The 12,943-nt window shown below is 65.3% G+C and carries 19 protein-coding genes; 6 read left to right on the top strand and 13 right to left on the bottom strand.

Features of this window, described 5'->3' with window-relative positions; genetic code table 11:
* Positions 1-61 precede the first annotated feature (61 nt).
* From LPT13_RS07170 to LPT13_RS07155, 4 genes are read left to right on the top strand one after another with little or no spacing between them, the layout of a single operon-like run.
* Positions 62-493: a potassium channel family protein gene (locus tag LPT13_RS07170; RefSeq protein WP_242165043.1), complete on the top strand. Its 432-nt coding sequence runs from the start codon at positions 62-64 to the stop codon at positions 491-493.
* A complete protein-coding gene (locus LPT13_RS07165) occupies positions 490-1,002 on the top strand; it encodes a potassium channel family protein (protein ID WP_242165041.1) in 513 nt (170 codons plus the stop codon). The genes LPT13_RS07170 and LPT13_RS07165 overlap by 4 nt, the downstream gene beginning before the upstream one ends.
* Positions 999-2,543, top strand: coding sequence for a TrkH family potassium uptake protein (locus LPT13_RS07160; protein WP_242165039.1), 1,545 nt, complete (start codon positions 999-1,001; stop codon positions 2,541-2,543). Before LPT13_RS07165 ends, LPT13_RS07160 begins: the two co-directional genes overlap by 4 nt.
* On the top strand, positions 2,533-3,351 hold the full coding sequence (locus LPT13_RS07155) for a DUF4118 domain-containing protein (protein ID WP_242165037.1): 819 nt from the start codon (positions 2,533-2,535) through the stop codon (positions 3,349-3,351). The genes LPT13_RS07160 and LPT13_RS07155 overlap by 11 nt, the downstream gene beginning before the upstream one ends.
* Here LPT13_RS07155 and LPT13_RS07150 read toward each other — a convergent pair.
* The 5 genes from LPT13_RS07150 to LPT13_RS07130 all read right to left on the bottom strand — a co-directional run bounded on the left by LPT13_RS07150 (position 3,306) and on the right by LPT13_RS07130 (position 6,631).
* Entirely contained in the window at positions 3,306-3,803 is a 498-nt protein-coding gene (locus tag LPT13_RS07150) for a GNAT family N-acetyltransferase (RefSeq protein WP_242165035.1), read from the bottom strand. The two genes, LPT13_RS07155 and LPT13_RS07150, sit on opposite strands and share 46 nt — an antisense overlap.
* Before the next feature lie 467 nt (positions 3,804-4,270).
* Positions 4,271-5,002, bottom strand: a complete 732-nt coding sequence (gene cgr1, locus LPT13_RS07145; protein WP_242165033.1) for a cytochrome c-type protein Cgr1 — start codon at positions 5,000-5,002, stop codon at positions 4,271-4,273.
* A 174-nt stretch (positions 5,003-5,176) separates the two neighbouring features.
* Complete coding sequence (locus LPT13_RS11850; protein ID WP_242165030.1) at positions 5,177-5,956, bottom strand: LuxR C-terminal-related transcriptional regulator; 780 nt, start codon at positions 5,954-5,956, stop codon at positions 5,177-5,179.
* 81 nt (positions 5,957-6,037) lie between these two features.
* Positions 6,038-6,487, bottom strand: coding sequence for a hypothetical protein (locus LPT13_RS07135; protein ID WP_242165028.1), 450 nt, complete (start codon positions 6,485-6,487; stop codon positions 6,038-6,040).
* Positions 6,488-6,493: 6 nt separating this feature from the next.
* On the bottom strand, positions 6,494-6,631 hold the full coding sequence (locus LPT13_RS07130; RefSeq protein WP_242165026.1) for a hypothetical protein: 138 nt from the start codon (positions 6,629-6,631) through the stop codon (positions 6,494-6,496).
* Positions 6,632-6,892: 261 nt separating this feature from the next.
* On the opposite strand from LPT13_RS07130, the gene LPT13_RS07125 reads away from it, so the two are divergent.
* Complete coding sequence (locus LPT13_RS07125; RefSeq protein ID WP_242165024.1) at positions 6,893-7,216, top strand: FAD-binding protein; 324 nt, start codon at positions 6,893-6,895, stop codon at positions 7,214-7,216.
* An 18-nt stretch (positions 7,217-7,234) separates the two neighbouring features.
* Entirely contained in the window at positions 7,235-8,254 is a 1,020-nt protein-coding gene (locus tag LPT13_RS07120; protein WP_242165022.1) for an FAD-binding protein, read from the top strand.
* On the opposite strand, the gene LPT13_RS07115 is transcribed toward LPT13_RS07120, so the two are convergent.
* The 8 genes from LPT13_RS07115 to LPT13_RS07085 all read right to left on the bottom strand — a co-directional run bounded on the left by LPT13_RS07115 (position 8,178) and on the right by LPT13_RS07085 (position 12,680).
* Positions 8,178-8,480 (bottom strand): AAA family ATPase, encoded by a 303-nt coding sequence (locus LPT13_RS07115; RefSeq protein ID WP_242165020.1) that lies wholly within the window; start codon positions 8,478-8,480, stop codon positions 8,178-8,180. The genes LPT13_RS07120 and LPT13_RS07115 overlap by 77 nt on opposite strands.
* Positions 8,481-8,498: 18 nt before the next feature.
* Positions 8,499-8,813: a response regulator transcription factor gene (locus tag LPT13_RS07110; protein WP_242165017.1), complete on the bottom strand. Its 315-nt coding sequence runs from the start codon at positions 8,811-8,813 to the stop codon at positions 8,499-8,501.
* 254 nt (positions 8,814-9,067) lie between these two features.
* Entirely contained in the window at positions 9,068-9,415 is a 348-nt protein-coding gene (locus LPT13_RS07105) for a hypothetical protein (protein WP_242165015.1), read from the bottom strand.
* A gap of 73 nt (positions 9,416-9,488) precedes the next feature.
* The gene (locus tag LPT13_RS11920; protein ID WP_430622566.1) at positions 9,489-9,770 is read right to left on the bottom strand and encodes a nucleotidyl transferase AbiEii/AbiGii toxin family protein; all 282 of its coding nucleotides are present in this window, start codon (positions 9,768-9,770) and stop codon (positions 9,489-9,491) included.
* A gap of 647 nt (positions 9,771-10,417) precedes the next feature.
* Positions 10,418-10,624, bottom strand: coding sequence for a helix-turn-helix domain-containing protein (locus tag LPT13_RS07100; protein WP_242165013.1), 207 nt, complete (start codon positions 10,622-10,624; stop codon positions 10,418-10,420).
* A gap of 63 nt (positions 10,625-10,687) precedes the next feature.
* Positions 10,688-11,077 (bottom strand): hypothetical protein, encoded by a 390-nt coding sequence (locus LPT13_RS07095; protein ID WP_242165011.1) that lies wholly within the window; start codon positions 11,075-11,077, stop codon positions 10,688-10,690.
* 210 nt (positions 11,078-11,287) lie between these two features.
* A complete protein-coding gene (locus LPT13_RS07090; protein ID WP_277926948.1) occupies positions 11,288-11,911 on the bottom strand; it encodes an SOS response-associated peptidase family protein in 624 nt (207 codons plus the stop codon).
* 109 nt (positions 11,912-12,020) lie between these two features.
* Entirely contained in the window at positions 12,021-12,680 is a 660-nt protein-coding gene (locus LPT13_RS07085) for a hypothetical protein (protein ID WP_242165008.1), read from the bottom strand.
* Positions 12,681-12,943: the final 263 nt, after the last annotated feature.

Raw genomic sequence — 12,943 nt, 5'->3', positions numbered from 1 at the left:
GGCGGGGCCTTTGAGCCGCTAGTCTGTTCTCAGTGAGATTGCGCTGAAGGAGACGCAGGTCATGGCAAGGAGAGCACGAGTCATAGTGGTGGGCTGCAGCGCCTTCGGGGCGGCGGTGGCCCGGTCGCTGTCCGCCAGCGGCAGCGACGTCATCGTCGTGGACATGCGCGAGGACGCCTTCGACCGCCTGGGCGACGACTTCGACGGCGAGACGGTCACCGGCGACGGAAGCAGCGCGTCGGTCCTGCGGGAGTGCGGCGCCGAGCGCGCCACCCACCTGGTGGTGGCGACGGGCCGCGACACCGTCAACCTCCTGGTGGCCGAGTTGGCCAGCGAGGTGCTTGGCGTGCGCCAGGTGCTGCCCGTCGTCGACGACGACTCCCTGGTGGAGATCCTGGAGCAGCGGGGCATCGACCCCATCTGTCCCCACCGCATCTGCGAGGAGGAGTTCTTCCAGATCACGGGCCTGCCGCGGGCGGAGGGGGAGCGATGAGGGCGGTCATCGTCGGCGGGCGCTCCCGCGCCGACTACCTCATGGGCGCCCTGGCCGACGTGGCCGACGAGATAGTGGCCATCAACAGCGACCGCGGCTTCTGCGAGTACCTCTCCAGCCGTCACGACAACGAGGTGATCTGGGGTGACGGCACCAGCCGCTCCGTCCTGGAGGACGCCGGCGTGGAGGGCTTCGACGTGGTGGTGGCCCTCACCGGCTGCGATGCCGACAACCTGGCCATCTGCCAGGTGACCAGGCAGTTCCTGGGCATCCGCCGCCAGCTGTGCATCGTGGCGAACCCCGAGAACGTGCGTGTGTTCCGCCAGCTGGGCGTGACGGCCGCCATCAGCGGCACCGCCGCCCTGGCCCAGGGCATCCGCGACGCCCTGGCCGAGGTGCCCGCCAACGGCGCCCCCGGCCCCGCCGGCGACGGCGCGGCCCGCGACGGGCTTGGCGAGGCGAGGCCGCTGCTCGGCTCATGGCACCTCCTCGGGAAGGATCGGGGATGACGCCCATGGTGTCCCGCGGCCCCTCTGACCTGCCTGCGTCCCTGCCCCTCGGGCTTCCCGGGGGCGGCGGGTCGCGCGCGCTCTCGCCGGTGGCCCGCTACGTCGGCACCGCCTCGCTGTTCATCGGCCTGGCCGGCTTCGCGCCCCTGGCCGTGCTGTGGCTCCATCCTGACGAGGTGCCCCTGGCTCCCTGCTTCATCTTCCCGAGCCTGGCCGCCATGGCCCTGGGCTACCTCCTGCGCTTCGCTAGCGCCTGGCCGGCCCGCGCCGTGCCGCTCTCCCGGCGCCAGGCGGCCGTCTGCACGCTGCTGATCTGGGTGATCGCGGTGGTCGTCTACGCCGCGCCCTTCGTGGTTGCCGGCCTGCTCACCCCCGTTCAGGCCGTGTTCGAGGCCACGAGCGGGCTCACCACCACCGGCCTGAGCGTGGTGGACGTGGCGACGTGCCCGGCCGTCTTCCTGTTCCACCGCAGCCTCACCTGCTACCTCGGCGGCGTCGGGCTCGTGCTCATCCTCACCTGCGTGGTCACGGGGACGGGCGGCCTGGGGGTCTACAACGCCGAGGGGCACACCGACCGGCTCCTGCCCAGCTCGGCGAAGACCGCCCGGCTCATCCTCCTCATCTACACCGGCATCATCGCCGTCGGGGCCGTGGCCTACGTCATCGCGGGCATGACGCCCTTCGATGCCGTCAACATCTCCATGTGCGCGGTGTCCACGGCCGGGTTCGCCACCCATCCCGAGAGCCTCGCCTTCTGGCAGAGTCCGGCCATCGAGCTTGTCACCGTCGTCCTCATGATAGCCGGCGGCATGAACTTCCTCCTGCTGTTCTTGCTGATGAGGGGCAAGTTCAAGGCGTTCGCCACCCACATCGAGACGCCGCTGTACTTCGGCATCATCGCCGTGGGCACCCTGGTGGTGGGCGGGCTGTTCTGGGCCCGGGGCATCAGCGACGGGGCCGGCGACGCCCTGCGCGACGGGCTGTTCCAGGTGGTGTCGGTGCTCACCTCCACGGGGTTCCAGACCGTGCCCTCCTTCGCCGCCATGGGGCCCGCGCTGCTGTTCCTGTTCATGCTCCTGATGTTCAGCGGGGCCGAGGCGCGCTCCACCTCGGGCGGCATCAAGATCTACCGCGTCGCCGTGGCCTCCTTGGGGCTGGCCCAGACGCTCCGCAGCCGCTACGGGAGCAAGCGCCACATCACCAGCGTCAAGATCAACCGGTTCGGCAAGCGCACGGTGCTCACTGCCGACGACGTGGCCGAGGCCCGGGCCTTCGTGGCCCTCTACTTTCTCGTGTTCGCGGTGGGGACGTTCCTGTTCATCCTCTGCGGTGCCACCCTGCAGGAGGCGGCGTTCGACTTCGCGTCCTGCCTGGGCAACACGGGGGTGGGGACGGGGTTCCTCGGCCCGGATTCGGGGGCTGCGGCGCTTATCATCGGGTCGGTGGGCATGCTGCTGGGGCGTCTGGAGATCATTCCCCTGTTCATGGGGGCCGGTGCCCTGCTGTCGTTTCTCCTAGGAGGTGTTCGCCATGGGCGATAGCGCGCAGGCGAGGGCCGTGCGGTCGGCGGCCTGGCGGTGCCGGGGACGGCTTCTGGTCCGCAACATCGCCATCGTCGCGTTGCTCTACGGCGCGGGCATGGCGGCGGTGTGGGGGTTCTCCCTCATGGCCGTCAGCCCCCTTGTGGTGTTCCCCTTGTTCGTCCTGGGCATCCTCATCGCCAGCCTGGAGTCGGACTCCGGCCTGTGGGGCGCGGTGCTGGGGCTGGGCTACCTGGTGTCCTACGACTACCTGTTCACCGAGCCGCTCTACCAGCTGAAGGTGCTGAGCTACACCGACGTGGTGGCCCTGGTCATCTTCCTGGTGGTGGCGCTCATCATGGGCGTGGTCACCCACCGCATGCGCCGCCAGGTGTCCGCGGCCGAGCGGACGGCCGCTGCCCTGCGCCGGGTCAACCGCCTGGGGGCCGAGCTGGTGGACAGCGACACCGCCGAGGGGGCGTGCCAGGCGGCCCAGGAGTTCCTCGCGGCGTCCCTGGGGCGGCCGGTGGAGATCGTCCTCGGCGAGCCCGGGCCCGAGCGCGGCGAGGCCGCCCTGGAGTGCTACCAGCAACACTGTCCCACGGGTCGCGGTGAGCTGGGCTACCGCGACGGGGCCGAGAAGTTCCTGCCCTTCGGCATGCGCGGTCGCACCCTGGGCGTGGTGGCCGTCGACTGCTCTCAGGCCGACCTCGACCAGGCCGACCTGGCGCTCGTGTCCTTCGTGCTGGCCCAGGCCCAGCTGGCCGTGGAGCGCAACGGCGCCTACCGCTCGGTCGGGGCTGAGGGCGGCAGCGTGTCGGCGCCGTAGAGGCGGATGGGCGTGCCGTCATCCTCGTGGGCGTCGCCCAGGTACTCCCAGCCGCAGCGCTCGTAGAAGCGGTCGTGGTCGGTCACCAGGTAGAGGCGGTCCAGGCCATGGCGTGATGCCTCGGCGCGGGCGTGGTCGAGCAGCGCGCGGGCCAAGCCGCGACCGCGGTGCGATTCCTCCACGTAGAGGGCGCAGAGGTTCGGCGCCAGGTCGGGGCGGTCGTGGAAGTCGTTGTCGATGATGCCGCACCCGGCGATGGGCGCCCCGGCCGGGTCGTCGCCCTCGCAGACGAGGTACCACTGGGGCACGGGCGCGTCCGCGCGCGACGCCTCGATGCTCTCGCGGTAGGCCTCGGCGGGCAGGCCCCACTTATCCGAGAACCACGCCGCCGCCCGCTCGGTGGCCTCGGGGTGCTCGACGAGGGAGAAGATGGTGGTGGTAGCGGCGGTCACGGGCCCTCCTTGGGTTGTGCTTGCTCGGCCCCAAGGATACCACGCCCGCGTCAGCGCCTGAGACGCCGAGCGCTGCGCAACCGGCCGAGCCCCGCTGCGCCCGCGCGGCCGTGACGATCCTCGTGATAACGCGGCCCCCGGGTGACAGCGCCGGCCTGCGGTACGGCGCCGTGCGAGATCCGCGGCTAAATTGGCCAAAAAAGCCGGTTTGACGACGGATTCCCCGCCTAGGGAGCTCTCGCTCGCTCCCTTTTCGCCCCTCATCCGCCCAATCGTCCTCTGCGACCTGGGCTTTTGCCGCGCCCTCGCTCACGCGCTCCTGGCGCCTCGTCGTCAAACCGACGATTTTGGCCAATTTGGGAACGAGTTCTGCGCGGCACCCAACAAGCCCGCTCGTCACTCCCCCCAACACGCAGCGGGGCCCCGCGCTTTGGCGCGGGGCCCCGCTTGCTCTCGTCAGCGTATGCTTACGCGGGCATGTCCAGCTTCTTGGCCTGGTCGACCGACAGCCAGCCCTCGGGGATCTCGGTGTCGGTGTGGCAGCGCGAGCACTCGACCACGGAGGCGCGGTGCGCCTTGTGGCAGGTGCCGCAGTCGTACTCCTGATGCTCGGCCACGTGCGGGTTGCGCTCGTAGTCGGCGGTCAGGGCGATCAGGTCGTCGCGGGTCATGACCGTGCCGTCCTCGTTGACGTGGCAGGCCTCGTTCATGCAGAACTCATCGTTGGGGATGGCGCGGGCCTCCGTCAGGTCGTCGAGCGAGCGCTCGTCGAGCTCGGCGTAGTAGTCGCCGGTGAGCCAGGCGATGCCCTCGGACACCTGCTCGCTCAGCTGCGGGACGTGGCAGGACATGCAGGTGGCGTCCGCGCCGCCGTCGGCGACGGCGGTCTTGTGCGAGACGGCGAGCATGGCGTGGGTGTTGGACACCTCGTTGCCCCACTTGTCGACGCCGGTCACGCCGTCGGCCTGGTCGTAGGTCTCGTTATAGGGATCCATCGACGTATGGCAGATGGCGTTGCAGAAGCTCGGCTGCTCATGCCACACCCAGAAGCCGGAGCCGGCCGCCACCAGGATGACCGCGACCACGCCGACCACGACCGGCCAGCGCTTCCCCTTCCTCTTCGGGGCGGCGCCAGCGGCCTTGGCGTCGGCGCCAGCCGCCGCCTCCTCGGTGGCCTTCACCTTGGTTTCCTCGTTCATTCCTGTACCTCCTTGGTTTCTTTTCTCGGGGCGCCGTCGGGCAGGCATCGCCTGCGGCGGCGCTCGGTGGCGGGGGCGTAGGGGCGCCCCCTTTCTTTGGAATCGAGGTCTCGGGCCGCATGACGCCTTCGCGTGGGGGAAGCACGCGTCGGACGCCCAGCCCTGTCCTCGGGGTTAGTCTCGGTGTCGTAGGGGATCGTCGAGGGAGAAGATCGCGAAGAGCTCGTCTCGGTTGTGGATGCCGAGCTTCTTGTAGACATGGCGGATATGGGACTTCGCCGTGCCGTTCACTATCACAAGCCTTCGCGCTACCTCGCTCGCCGAATTGCCTTCCAGGAGAAGCTCGAGCACTTCTCTCTCGCGGTTGCCGATGCCGTGGCGCTCGACGACGTCGTCTATCTTGACCTGATAGGAGGCCTCCTTGTCGTGGGCCGCCGTCTCGGCCTCCTCGGCTTTGAAAAGCTGCTGGGCCTTCTGCTGGGTGACGCCCTTGCGGATGAGGATGATCATGGCGGTGAACGCCGCGACGATCGAGACGAGGACGAGCGCCTCAGAGGCGAAGCCGCCGGCCCAGGCGACGCAGGCCGCGACGATGACGCGCCCGACGAGGCAGCCGCTCGCGAAGGCGACCATCAGGAAGAGGAACTCGCGTATCTGCCGCTGCCTCTCGCCGAAGTCGCTCGAGCAGAGCAGCACCACGGCGAAGGCGAGGAACAGGAACATGCCCAAGGCCGCGATGTCGAACGAGAGTGCCGGGTCGAAGTGCATCGACGATGCCGCGATGGTGGCTGTGACGATTGCCGGCACAGCCACGCTCGAGAGGGGAAAGCCCACCTGGTTGACGAACAGCAGGAGCACGCACACGACGAGCATCGGCGCGAAGAAGGCCCCCGTCGAGAACGCGGCGCGCTCGCCGTCGACGCCGGCGAACGAGACCGCTATGACGAACGCCACGCTGAAGAGGAACGTCGCGGGCGCCGAGTAGGAGTACTCCCACCGCGTCTCCGCCTGCCCGGCGTCGAGGGCCGGGGCCTGCTACGCGTGGAGCTTTTGGGTGAGGATGGCCGTGGCGGCCACGATGAGGATGCCCATGCAGACGCAGATCTTCAGCTCGTCGAGTCCGGAGAAGAGCCAGATGACGAACGCGGCGAACATGGCCGAGAGCATGATGTCCCACATGACGTGCGAGGGCTTGGCCCCGATGAAGAGCCCGATCCACGCGACGAGCGTGATGGGCAGGTAGGCACCGAACAGCGCGCCGAAGAGCCAGTGGACGAGGTCGGGCACGTCCACTCTGTACTGGAAGAAGATGAAGTACGCGACGAGCGTGAGCTGCACCGTCAGGGCGCTGGCCCACAGGGTCGCGCGATCCGGCGCGGTGCGGCCGGTCTGCCTGAAGTAGACGATCAGCGCCAGGGCGCCGATGAGCTGGCCGACGTAGCTGGCATCGGTGTAGGAGATGGTGAACACGGAGGTATGCCACATGGCAGGTCAGAAGAATACCTGGCCGGCGAAGGCGAGGTTGCAGGCGAGCCCGACGAAAAGGCTCACGGACCCCTCTGCGGCAAACTGCTGGACGAACCTCGTCTCCAGCGCCTGCGCGGCGGAATTCGAGCGACCCATGTTCATTCACCTCCTTCGTGTGCGCTCATAGAACCACAGAACGCAGTGGGTGGACAGGAACAACTTTATAACCCCCCTGGGTTAGTGACAGTGCAACACCTGGGTTAGCGAATTCTTCACCCCATTAACCCCCGGTTACCTCTCACGCTGACGCCCTCGCGCTTGGTAGGATGCGTGGCGTCGGAGGGGGAAGCTCTGACGCGATGGCACGGCCCCAGACGAGGCCGGCCGCTTATATCTTCTATCACACGAAAGCAAGGAGGAAACATGGGCACTGTCTCACGCCGTCAATTTCTGACGGGAACCGCGGGCGTGGCGGCTCTGGCCGGCATGGGCGCCCTGGCTGGGTGCGCTCCGAAGCAGAGGGGCGCCGCGCTGGCGGGCACGGGTGCCAAGGATGGCGCCTACACGTTCGCCGACACCATCGCCTGGGACGGCGAGTACGACGTCATCGTCATCGGCTTCGGCGCCGCGGGTGCCGTGGCTGCCTGCTACGCGGCCGACGCCGGCGCGAAGGTGCTGCTGGTCGACAAGGCCCCCAACGGCATGGAGGGCGGCAACACCCGCTTCTGCGGCCAGATCATCCTGTGATCGGAGAACAAGGACGCCATGCTGGCCTGCAACAAGGCCATGGCCGCCGACTTCGACGTGGACGAGGAGCTCTACGACGTCTACGCCGAGGGCCTCACGCAGACGCGCGACTTGCTGCGCGACTTCTTCGGCGTGTCGGAGGAGAACTTCCTCGACTGGAAGTACGACTCCTCCAAGCAGCCCCTCATCGGCATGTTCGCTCCCGAGTACCCCGAGCTGGAGGGCGGCGACGAGCTGCACGTGCTGACCGTCAGCGACAACGTGTGCAACTCCGCCCTGTGGAAGGTGTACCGCGACAAGGTGCTCAGCATGTCCGACAACATCGACGTGTGGTACGGTTCGCCGGCCCTGAGCCTGCATCAGGACCCGGTCAGCAAGACCGTCATCGGCGCCACCATCGAGCGCGAGGGCAAGCCGGTCAACGTGCGCGCCCTGAACGGCGTGGTGCTGACCTGCGGCGGCTTCGAGAACAACCCGCAGATGGTCGAGGACTTCCTCGGCCTCACCAAGAGCGCGCCCGCCGGCACCACGTTCAACACGGGCGACGGCATCAAGATGGCCATGGGCGTGGGCGCCGACCTGTGGCACATGGAGGCCTTCGAGGGCAACTGCTTCGCCCCGGGCGGCATCTCCTTCGTGGTTGAGCTGGGCCAGCACGCCAAAACCTTCAACGACCTGCGCAACCTCTCCGGCAGCGTCATCGTTGTGGGCAACGGCGGCGAGCGCTACCTGCGCGAGGACGTCTACAACCGCCACGGCCACGTGCCCAGCAACGGCGGCTGGATCAGCCCCAAGCGCCCGCGCAACACCTACATGGTGTGGGACGCGGCCCAGAACAAGGCCATCACCGAGGAGCACCACGGCATCCCCGCGGGCTTCGAGGACCAGGTGGTGAGCGCGGGCAGCATCGCCGAGCTGGAGACCGCCCTGGGCATCCCCGCCGGCAAGCTGCAGCAGACCATCACCGACTCTCGTCCAGGTATGCGGGCTCGAAGTTCTCCTGCCAGTCGAAGGGGATGTAGCGGCCCTCGACGATGAGGTTCTGGCCGTTCTCGATGGCCGTCTTCACCATCTCCCGGGCGATTCCCCACAGGTAGGGGACGAGCAGCTCGTCATCCTCGGGGGTCAGCTCGGTCTGCCCGCTGCGGATGAGCCCCATCTTCAGCAGGTCGAGGGAGAGCACCGGGTAGCGGTAGCGCTCCATCAGCCGCTGCGCCAGCAGCGTCTTGCCCGTGTGGCTCGCGCCCGTTATGAGAATCACCATCGGCCAGGGTCCCTTCGCCTAGCGTTCCTCGGTGCCCATGCCGGGGAACTCCTCGATCTTGTCGAGGAGCTCTTGACGCGAGTGGACGCCGGCCTTCTGGTAGATGCGGTGGAGGTAGGTGTTCACGGTGCCCGCTGACACGTAGAGCGTCTCGGCGATGCGCTGGCGCGTTCTGCCCCTCACCGTGAGTCGGAGCACCCGGGTCTCGTTCTCCGACAGCTTGTAGGCGCGGGAGAACTGGTCGATCCCGTCGTCGGGGACGACCGCAGGAGGCTCCTCGAGCGCGGCCGTGGCCTCGGTGCGCTCGGCGATGCGCCGGCTGAGGTATGCCAACCATAGAATCGAGCGGCAAGATAATGCCTTCGATATGGCTTGGCATGAATGACGAGGAGATGACTCCGTAAACGCAGAAGGCAAGACATAGCGCGCAAAAAGCGAGCAAGCTTGTTTGCCTGCAATTCGCTGCATCCATAGTCTTGCCCTCCTCGGTTCATTGGGACAAATTGCATCAGCGGACTTAAGTTGCTTGAACTACACAGAGATCAAGAAGCGTCATCACGTGCAAGCCACTGGCAATAACAGGCCGACTAGAAGATTGCTTCGCCCAGGTATTTATCATGTGGTTGGATGAGGCATTTGTCGATGGGCTTCCAGAAGGTCTCGTAGAGGTCTTTCTGGGCCTTTCCGTAGTCTTCCTTGGACGCGAACTCCCAGAAGAGGACGTACTTCACGCATTTCACGATGCGAGTAAGCTCAACTGGAGGCAGGCCTTCCCGGATTTGCTCCATGTCGATCTTGTAGCCGCGCCTCATAAGACGCAGCTGCAAGAGCCCTGTCCTCTCTTCCAAGAACGGCTTCGCCTCGTTCATGATGGTTTCGAATTCCTCGACCTTATCAGGCTTCACCTGATAGATGCATACCTCTGAGAATGACACGAAGCCTCCTGTTCATCCAATTCCATTTATGCTATCAATCAAGTCATTTTCCCAGACGACAGCCTGCTCTAAATCAAGCACGTCCAACCCCTCTGCGGCGGCTGCATAGCCTATCTCCCAATCGGGGTAAGCGACGATGCGAGGAGGCCATTCCGGTTGGCGTGGCTGGCTCTCTTCTGACGGCGGTTCCGATAAAGCCTTGCCACCCTTCCTCAAGCGCGGTGTTCAGCGCACCTATGTACTCGCCGATGTCAGAGGCTCGTGCGGTATCGAGGTCCTCGCTGAAACGGGTGCCCGCATCGCCGAATCTGAGCTTCAGGGCGCTGCCGCCTTTGACGGCCCCGTCGGGCAGCATCTGCGCGACGACGGCATCCGCCCATCTAGGAAGAAACAGGCCTACCGAGGTTTTGATGGATCTTTTTCGCAGCTATTAGGTTTGAGAGGTCTCACTAGCGGCTGGCCGCTTTTGGGTTGTAACTCAAAAATAAAAGTGGCCGGGGAACACCCCCGGCCACTTGGTAGAAGCAAAAGCCTCCGATAGCTTTATATTATGAAAGCTATCGGAGCTCAATTAATGGCGCTGACCTACTCCCACTCCATGGGGACAAAGCCAATAGCGCGTCCTATGCGTGCTACCTGGCGACATGGATTCCAAGGAGACCAAGACTGTCCGAGATGTTCTGTTACCAGAACTCGGTTTGCCTTTTCGGATATTTATTCTTTGCGCGCGGGGAATAAATGACGGCTTGCCAGGAAATGGCAGCTGACGTGCGGCGATGCCGCGCGAATGCTAGCGCCTGATTACAGGCACCCCTGTATACCGGCAAAATGGAGGAAATTTACTCCCCGGGAATATGAAAAGGAGTAAATATCGCAGTCTGGAAAATGCCATCTAACTGCGGAAACAAGATAAGCTGATTACAATCTTCACAAAAGTGATTACGTGCCATGAGCGAGGAACGCTCTGCCTTAGAGAGACAAGCTCCTTGCTTCCACGCGCGGCTATTTCGAGTATTTCAGCACGTCTCCTGGCTCGCAAGAGAGAGCGTCGCAGATGGCAGCCAATGTGGACAACCTGACTGCCGAGAGCTTTTGGTTTCTGACGCGCTCAAGCTTGTCATCGCCCAGGTCTATCTTGTCCGCCAATTCCTCAATGCTCATACCCGCCTTGTCTAGTGGCGCGCTGAGATCGAAAGAAACTACTCCCACAGTGTTCCTCCTTCGGCAATGCGACGAAGCATATTGCGGCGTTCGGGGCGACATCTACTCCCGCTACGTAAGGGCATAAATCATGTCCCAGGTGATTATCTTGCGGATAGCCCCGCATGCGCGCCGATAATCGCCGGCGGCGACAGCCGCCTCGAAGGCTCTACGAACGGTCAGCTCGTCGACCCCAACCGCCTCGGCGATCCAGAGCAGCGATGCCGCGTTCATGAGGCTGTTGTAGCAACGGCGGGCGCTCCTGTTGGGGGTCTCCCTTGAATAGGATCCCGAGCCTTTGGTCTCGTTCGCGCGGAACCACACGACCATGTGCTCGCGCTCTGTCCGGCCCGTCTTATCCGGCGAATCGTGGACTTCGGCAATATACCTATCGGAATACGGGTAGTGGTCCCTCTTGGTCGAAAGGAAGTCAGAGAACTCTCTGCATCTGATGTCGGGCAACTGCGCTCCTAAACGGTCCCGACCGGATATCGAGACGGAATCTCCTCTTGCATCCCTTATATTCTCCCACATGATCTAAAGCCTGCGAGGACGCTTCCGGCAAGCGCAAGGACCGCCGAAGCATGCGCTCTTTCGGGCTCCCAGATTAACGGGGTCAAATTGACCCCGTGCGCCTGAACAGGTGTTTCTCTCTGGAAACTCCCCGATGAGCTACGTCGGCCGGGCTTCGAGGCGGATCGACGATCGGTCCGCCAGCTCCATGTAGTCCGGGCCGAGCCAGAGCGGCAGCTCCTCCTGCCTCACGATGAGAGGCATGCGGTGGTGGATGGGTGCCATGTCGGCGTTCGCCTCGGTGGTGACCATTGAAAAGGCATCGCCCCTCCACGTGCAGCCGATGAGGATGATGACCTGCCCGGGCACGCGGAACTCGTACTGGCGCTTGATTGGCTTGCCGGTCTTGGGCGAAGGGAATGTCTCGCTCTGGCTGGATTCGAAGAACGCGGGCACCGGTATGACGCAGCGACGGTGCTCCATTGAGTCGCGCCAGGTGGGCTTCATGGCGCTTTCGATGCGCGTGTTGAAGACTACCCCGGGCCTCCACGACTCCTCGAAGCCCCAGGACAGATCGCGGGCGGCAAGGCTCCCCGGGCCCAGGTTCGGGGCGGGCTGCGCCGTGTCGAACGATGGCACGATGAGGGGCGCGAGCGACTTCGGGTACGCCTGCGGCTTTCGCGCAGGCCAGTCTGGCTCCAAGTTGAGCGGCACGCCGACCTCGATCTGCCGCACGATTTCGAGAACCTCGTCGAATGTGAATATGACGCATCTTCCGCACATTGCAACATCGTAGCAGCCAGCCCGCGTGCCTGCGGGAACGGTAGCCGAATCGCAACCGGGATGCGCGCCGCCGCCCCAGCATGGCCCGGCGGCGCCGATCCCCGACGGCCTACTCTCGGGCGACGACGAAGGCCGTGTCCTCGCGGATGTAGTTGTTCGCGTTCCAAGAGTAGTCGCCGTCGTGGTCGTAACGCTCGACGTAGGGCACGCCTGCAAGCTCCGGCCTGTTGCGATTGCCCTCGCCGATGCCGACGACAGGGTACGTCTTCCAGCCGGACTCGTATTCGCGCATGAAGACGACGTCGCCGATCTCGACTTCGGATGTGGGAACCTCGACGGCATCGAGGAGATCGCCCAGGCGCAGGGCCTCGGGCATGGCCTCGTCGAAGCTTCGCAGCATCTCGTCGAAGTCGTATTCGCGCTGCTCGCGGGACTCCGGGATGTCGTGCCATCCGTTCACGTTCCAGCCCTCGTCGTAGGAGACCTCCCTGCGGCCGACGATCTTCCAGCCGTCGATGATGTAGACGCCGTTGTCTCCCTGGTCGCCGAGGTTCTTGAAGCGGTCGATGCCCACGCTCGTCGAGCCGCCGAAGAAGTTGCACATCACCTGCGCGATCCGCGCCCAGCCGTAGTTGTCGGAGCTCGGGGGACGGTACCCCTGCAGCTCGCAGTACCGAAGCAGCGGCTCTACCGTGTCGCGCCCGCCGTTCCAATGAAGGTATAGCGCCAGCTCCTTGTCCGGTGTCGTGATGACCGCCCTGTTTCCCATGGTCTTGCCTCCTTGGTCTAATGCGGCGAGCCCCTCGCTCACCGCCTCGTGACCAGATGGCCTGCGCTGGTTCTGCGCGCGCCGCAAGGATCAGAGCGCATGTCTTCGCGAAACCTGCACCACGTCATGGATGGGCGCATCGTCGCTTGTACGGGTTTCGCGAGGAGATGAGCGCCTTGAGGCGTGACGCGGGTTCAGTGCGAGCGTTATCTGGATAGAGGCGTGCGAGGGGCCATGCCGCCAAGCAAGGAGGCGCTTGGAAG

This window comes from Adlercreutzia faecimuris (assembly GCF_022669055.1).
GTDB classification, from domain to species: Bacteria; Actinomycetota; Coriobacteriia; order Coriobacteriales; family Eggerthellaceae; genus Enterorhabdus; species Enterorhabdus faecimuris.
The sequence above is the reverse complement of the archived record's forward strand: the minus strand, read 5'-3'. Positions and strand labels throughout refer to the sequence as shown.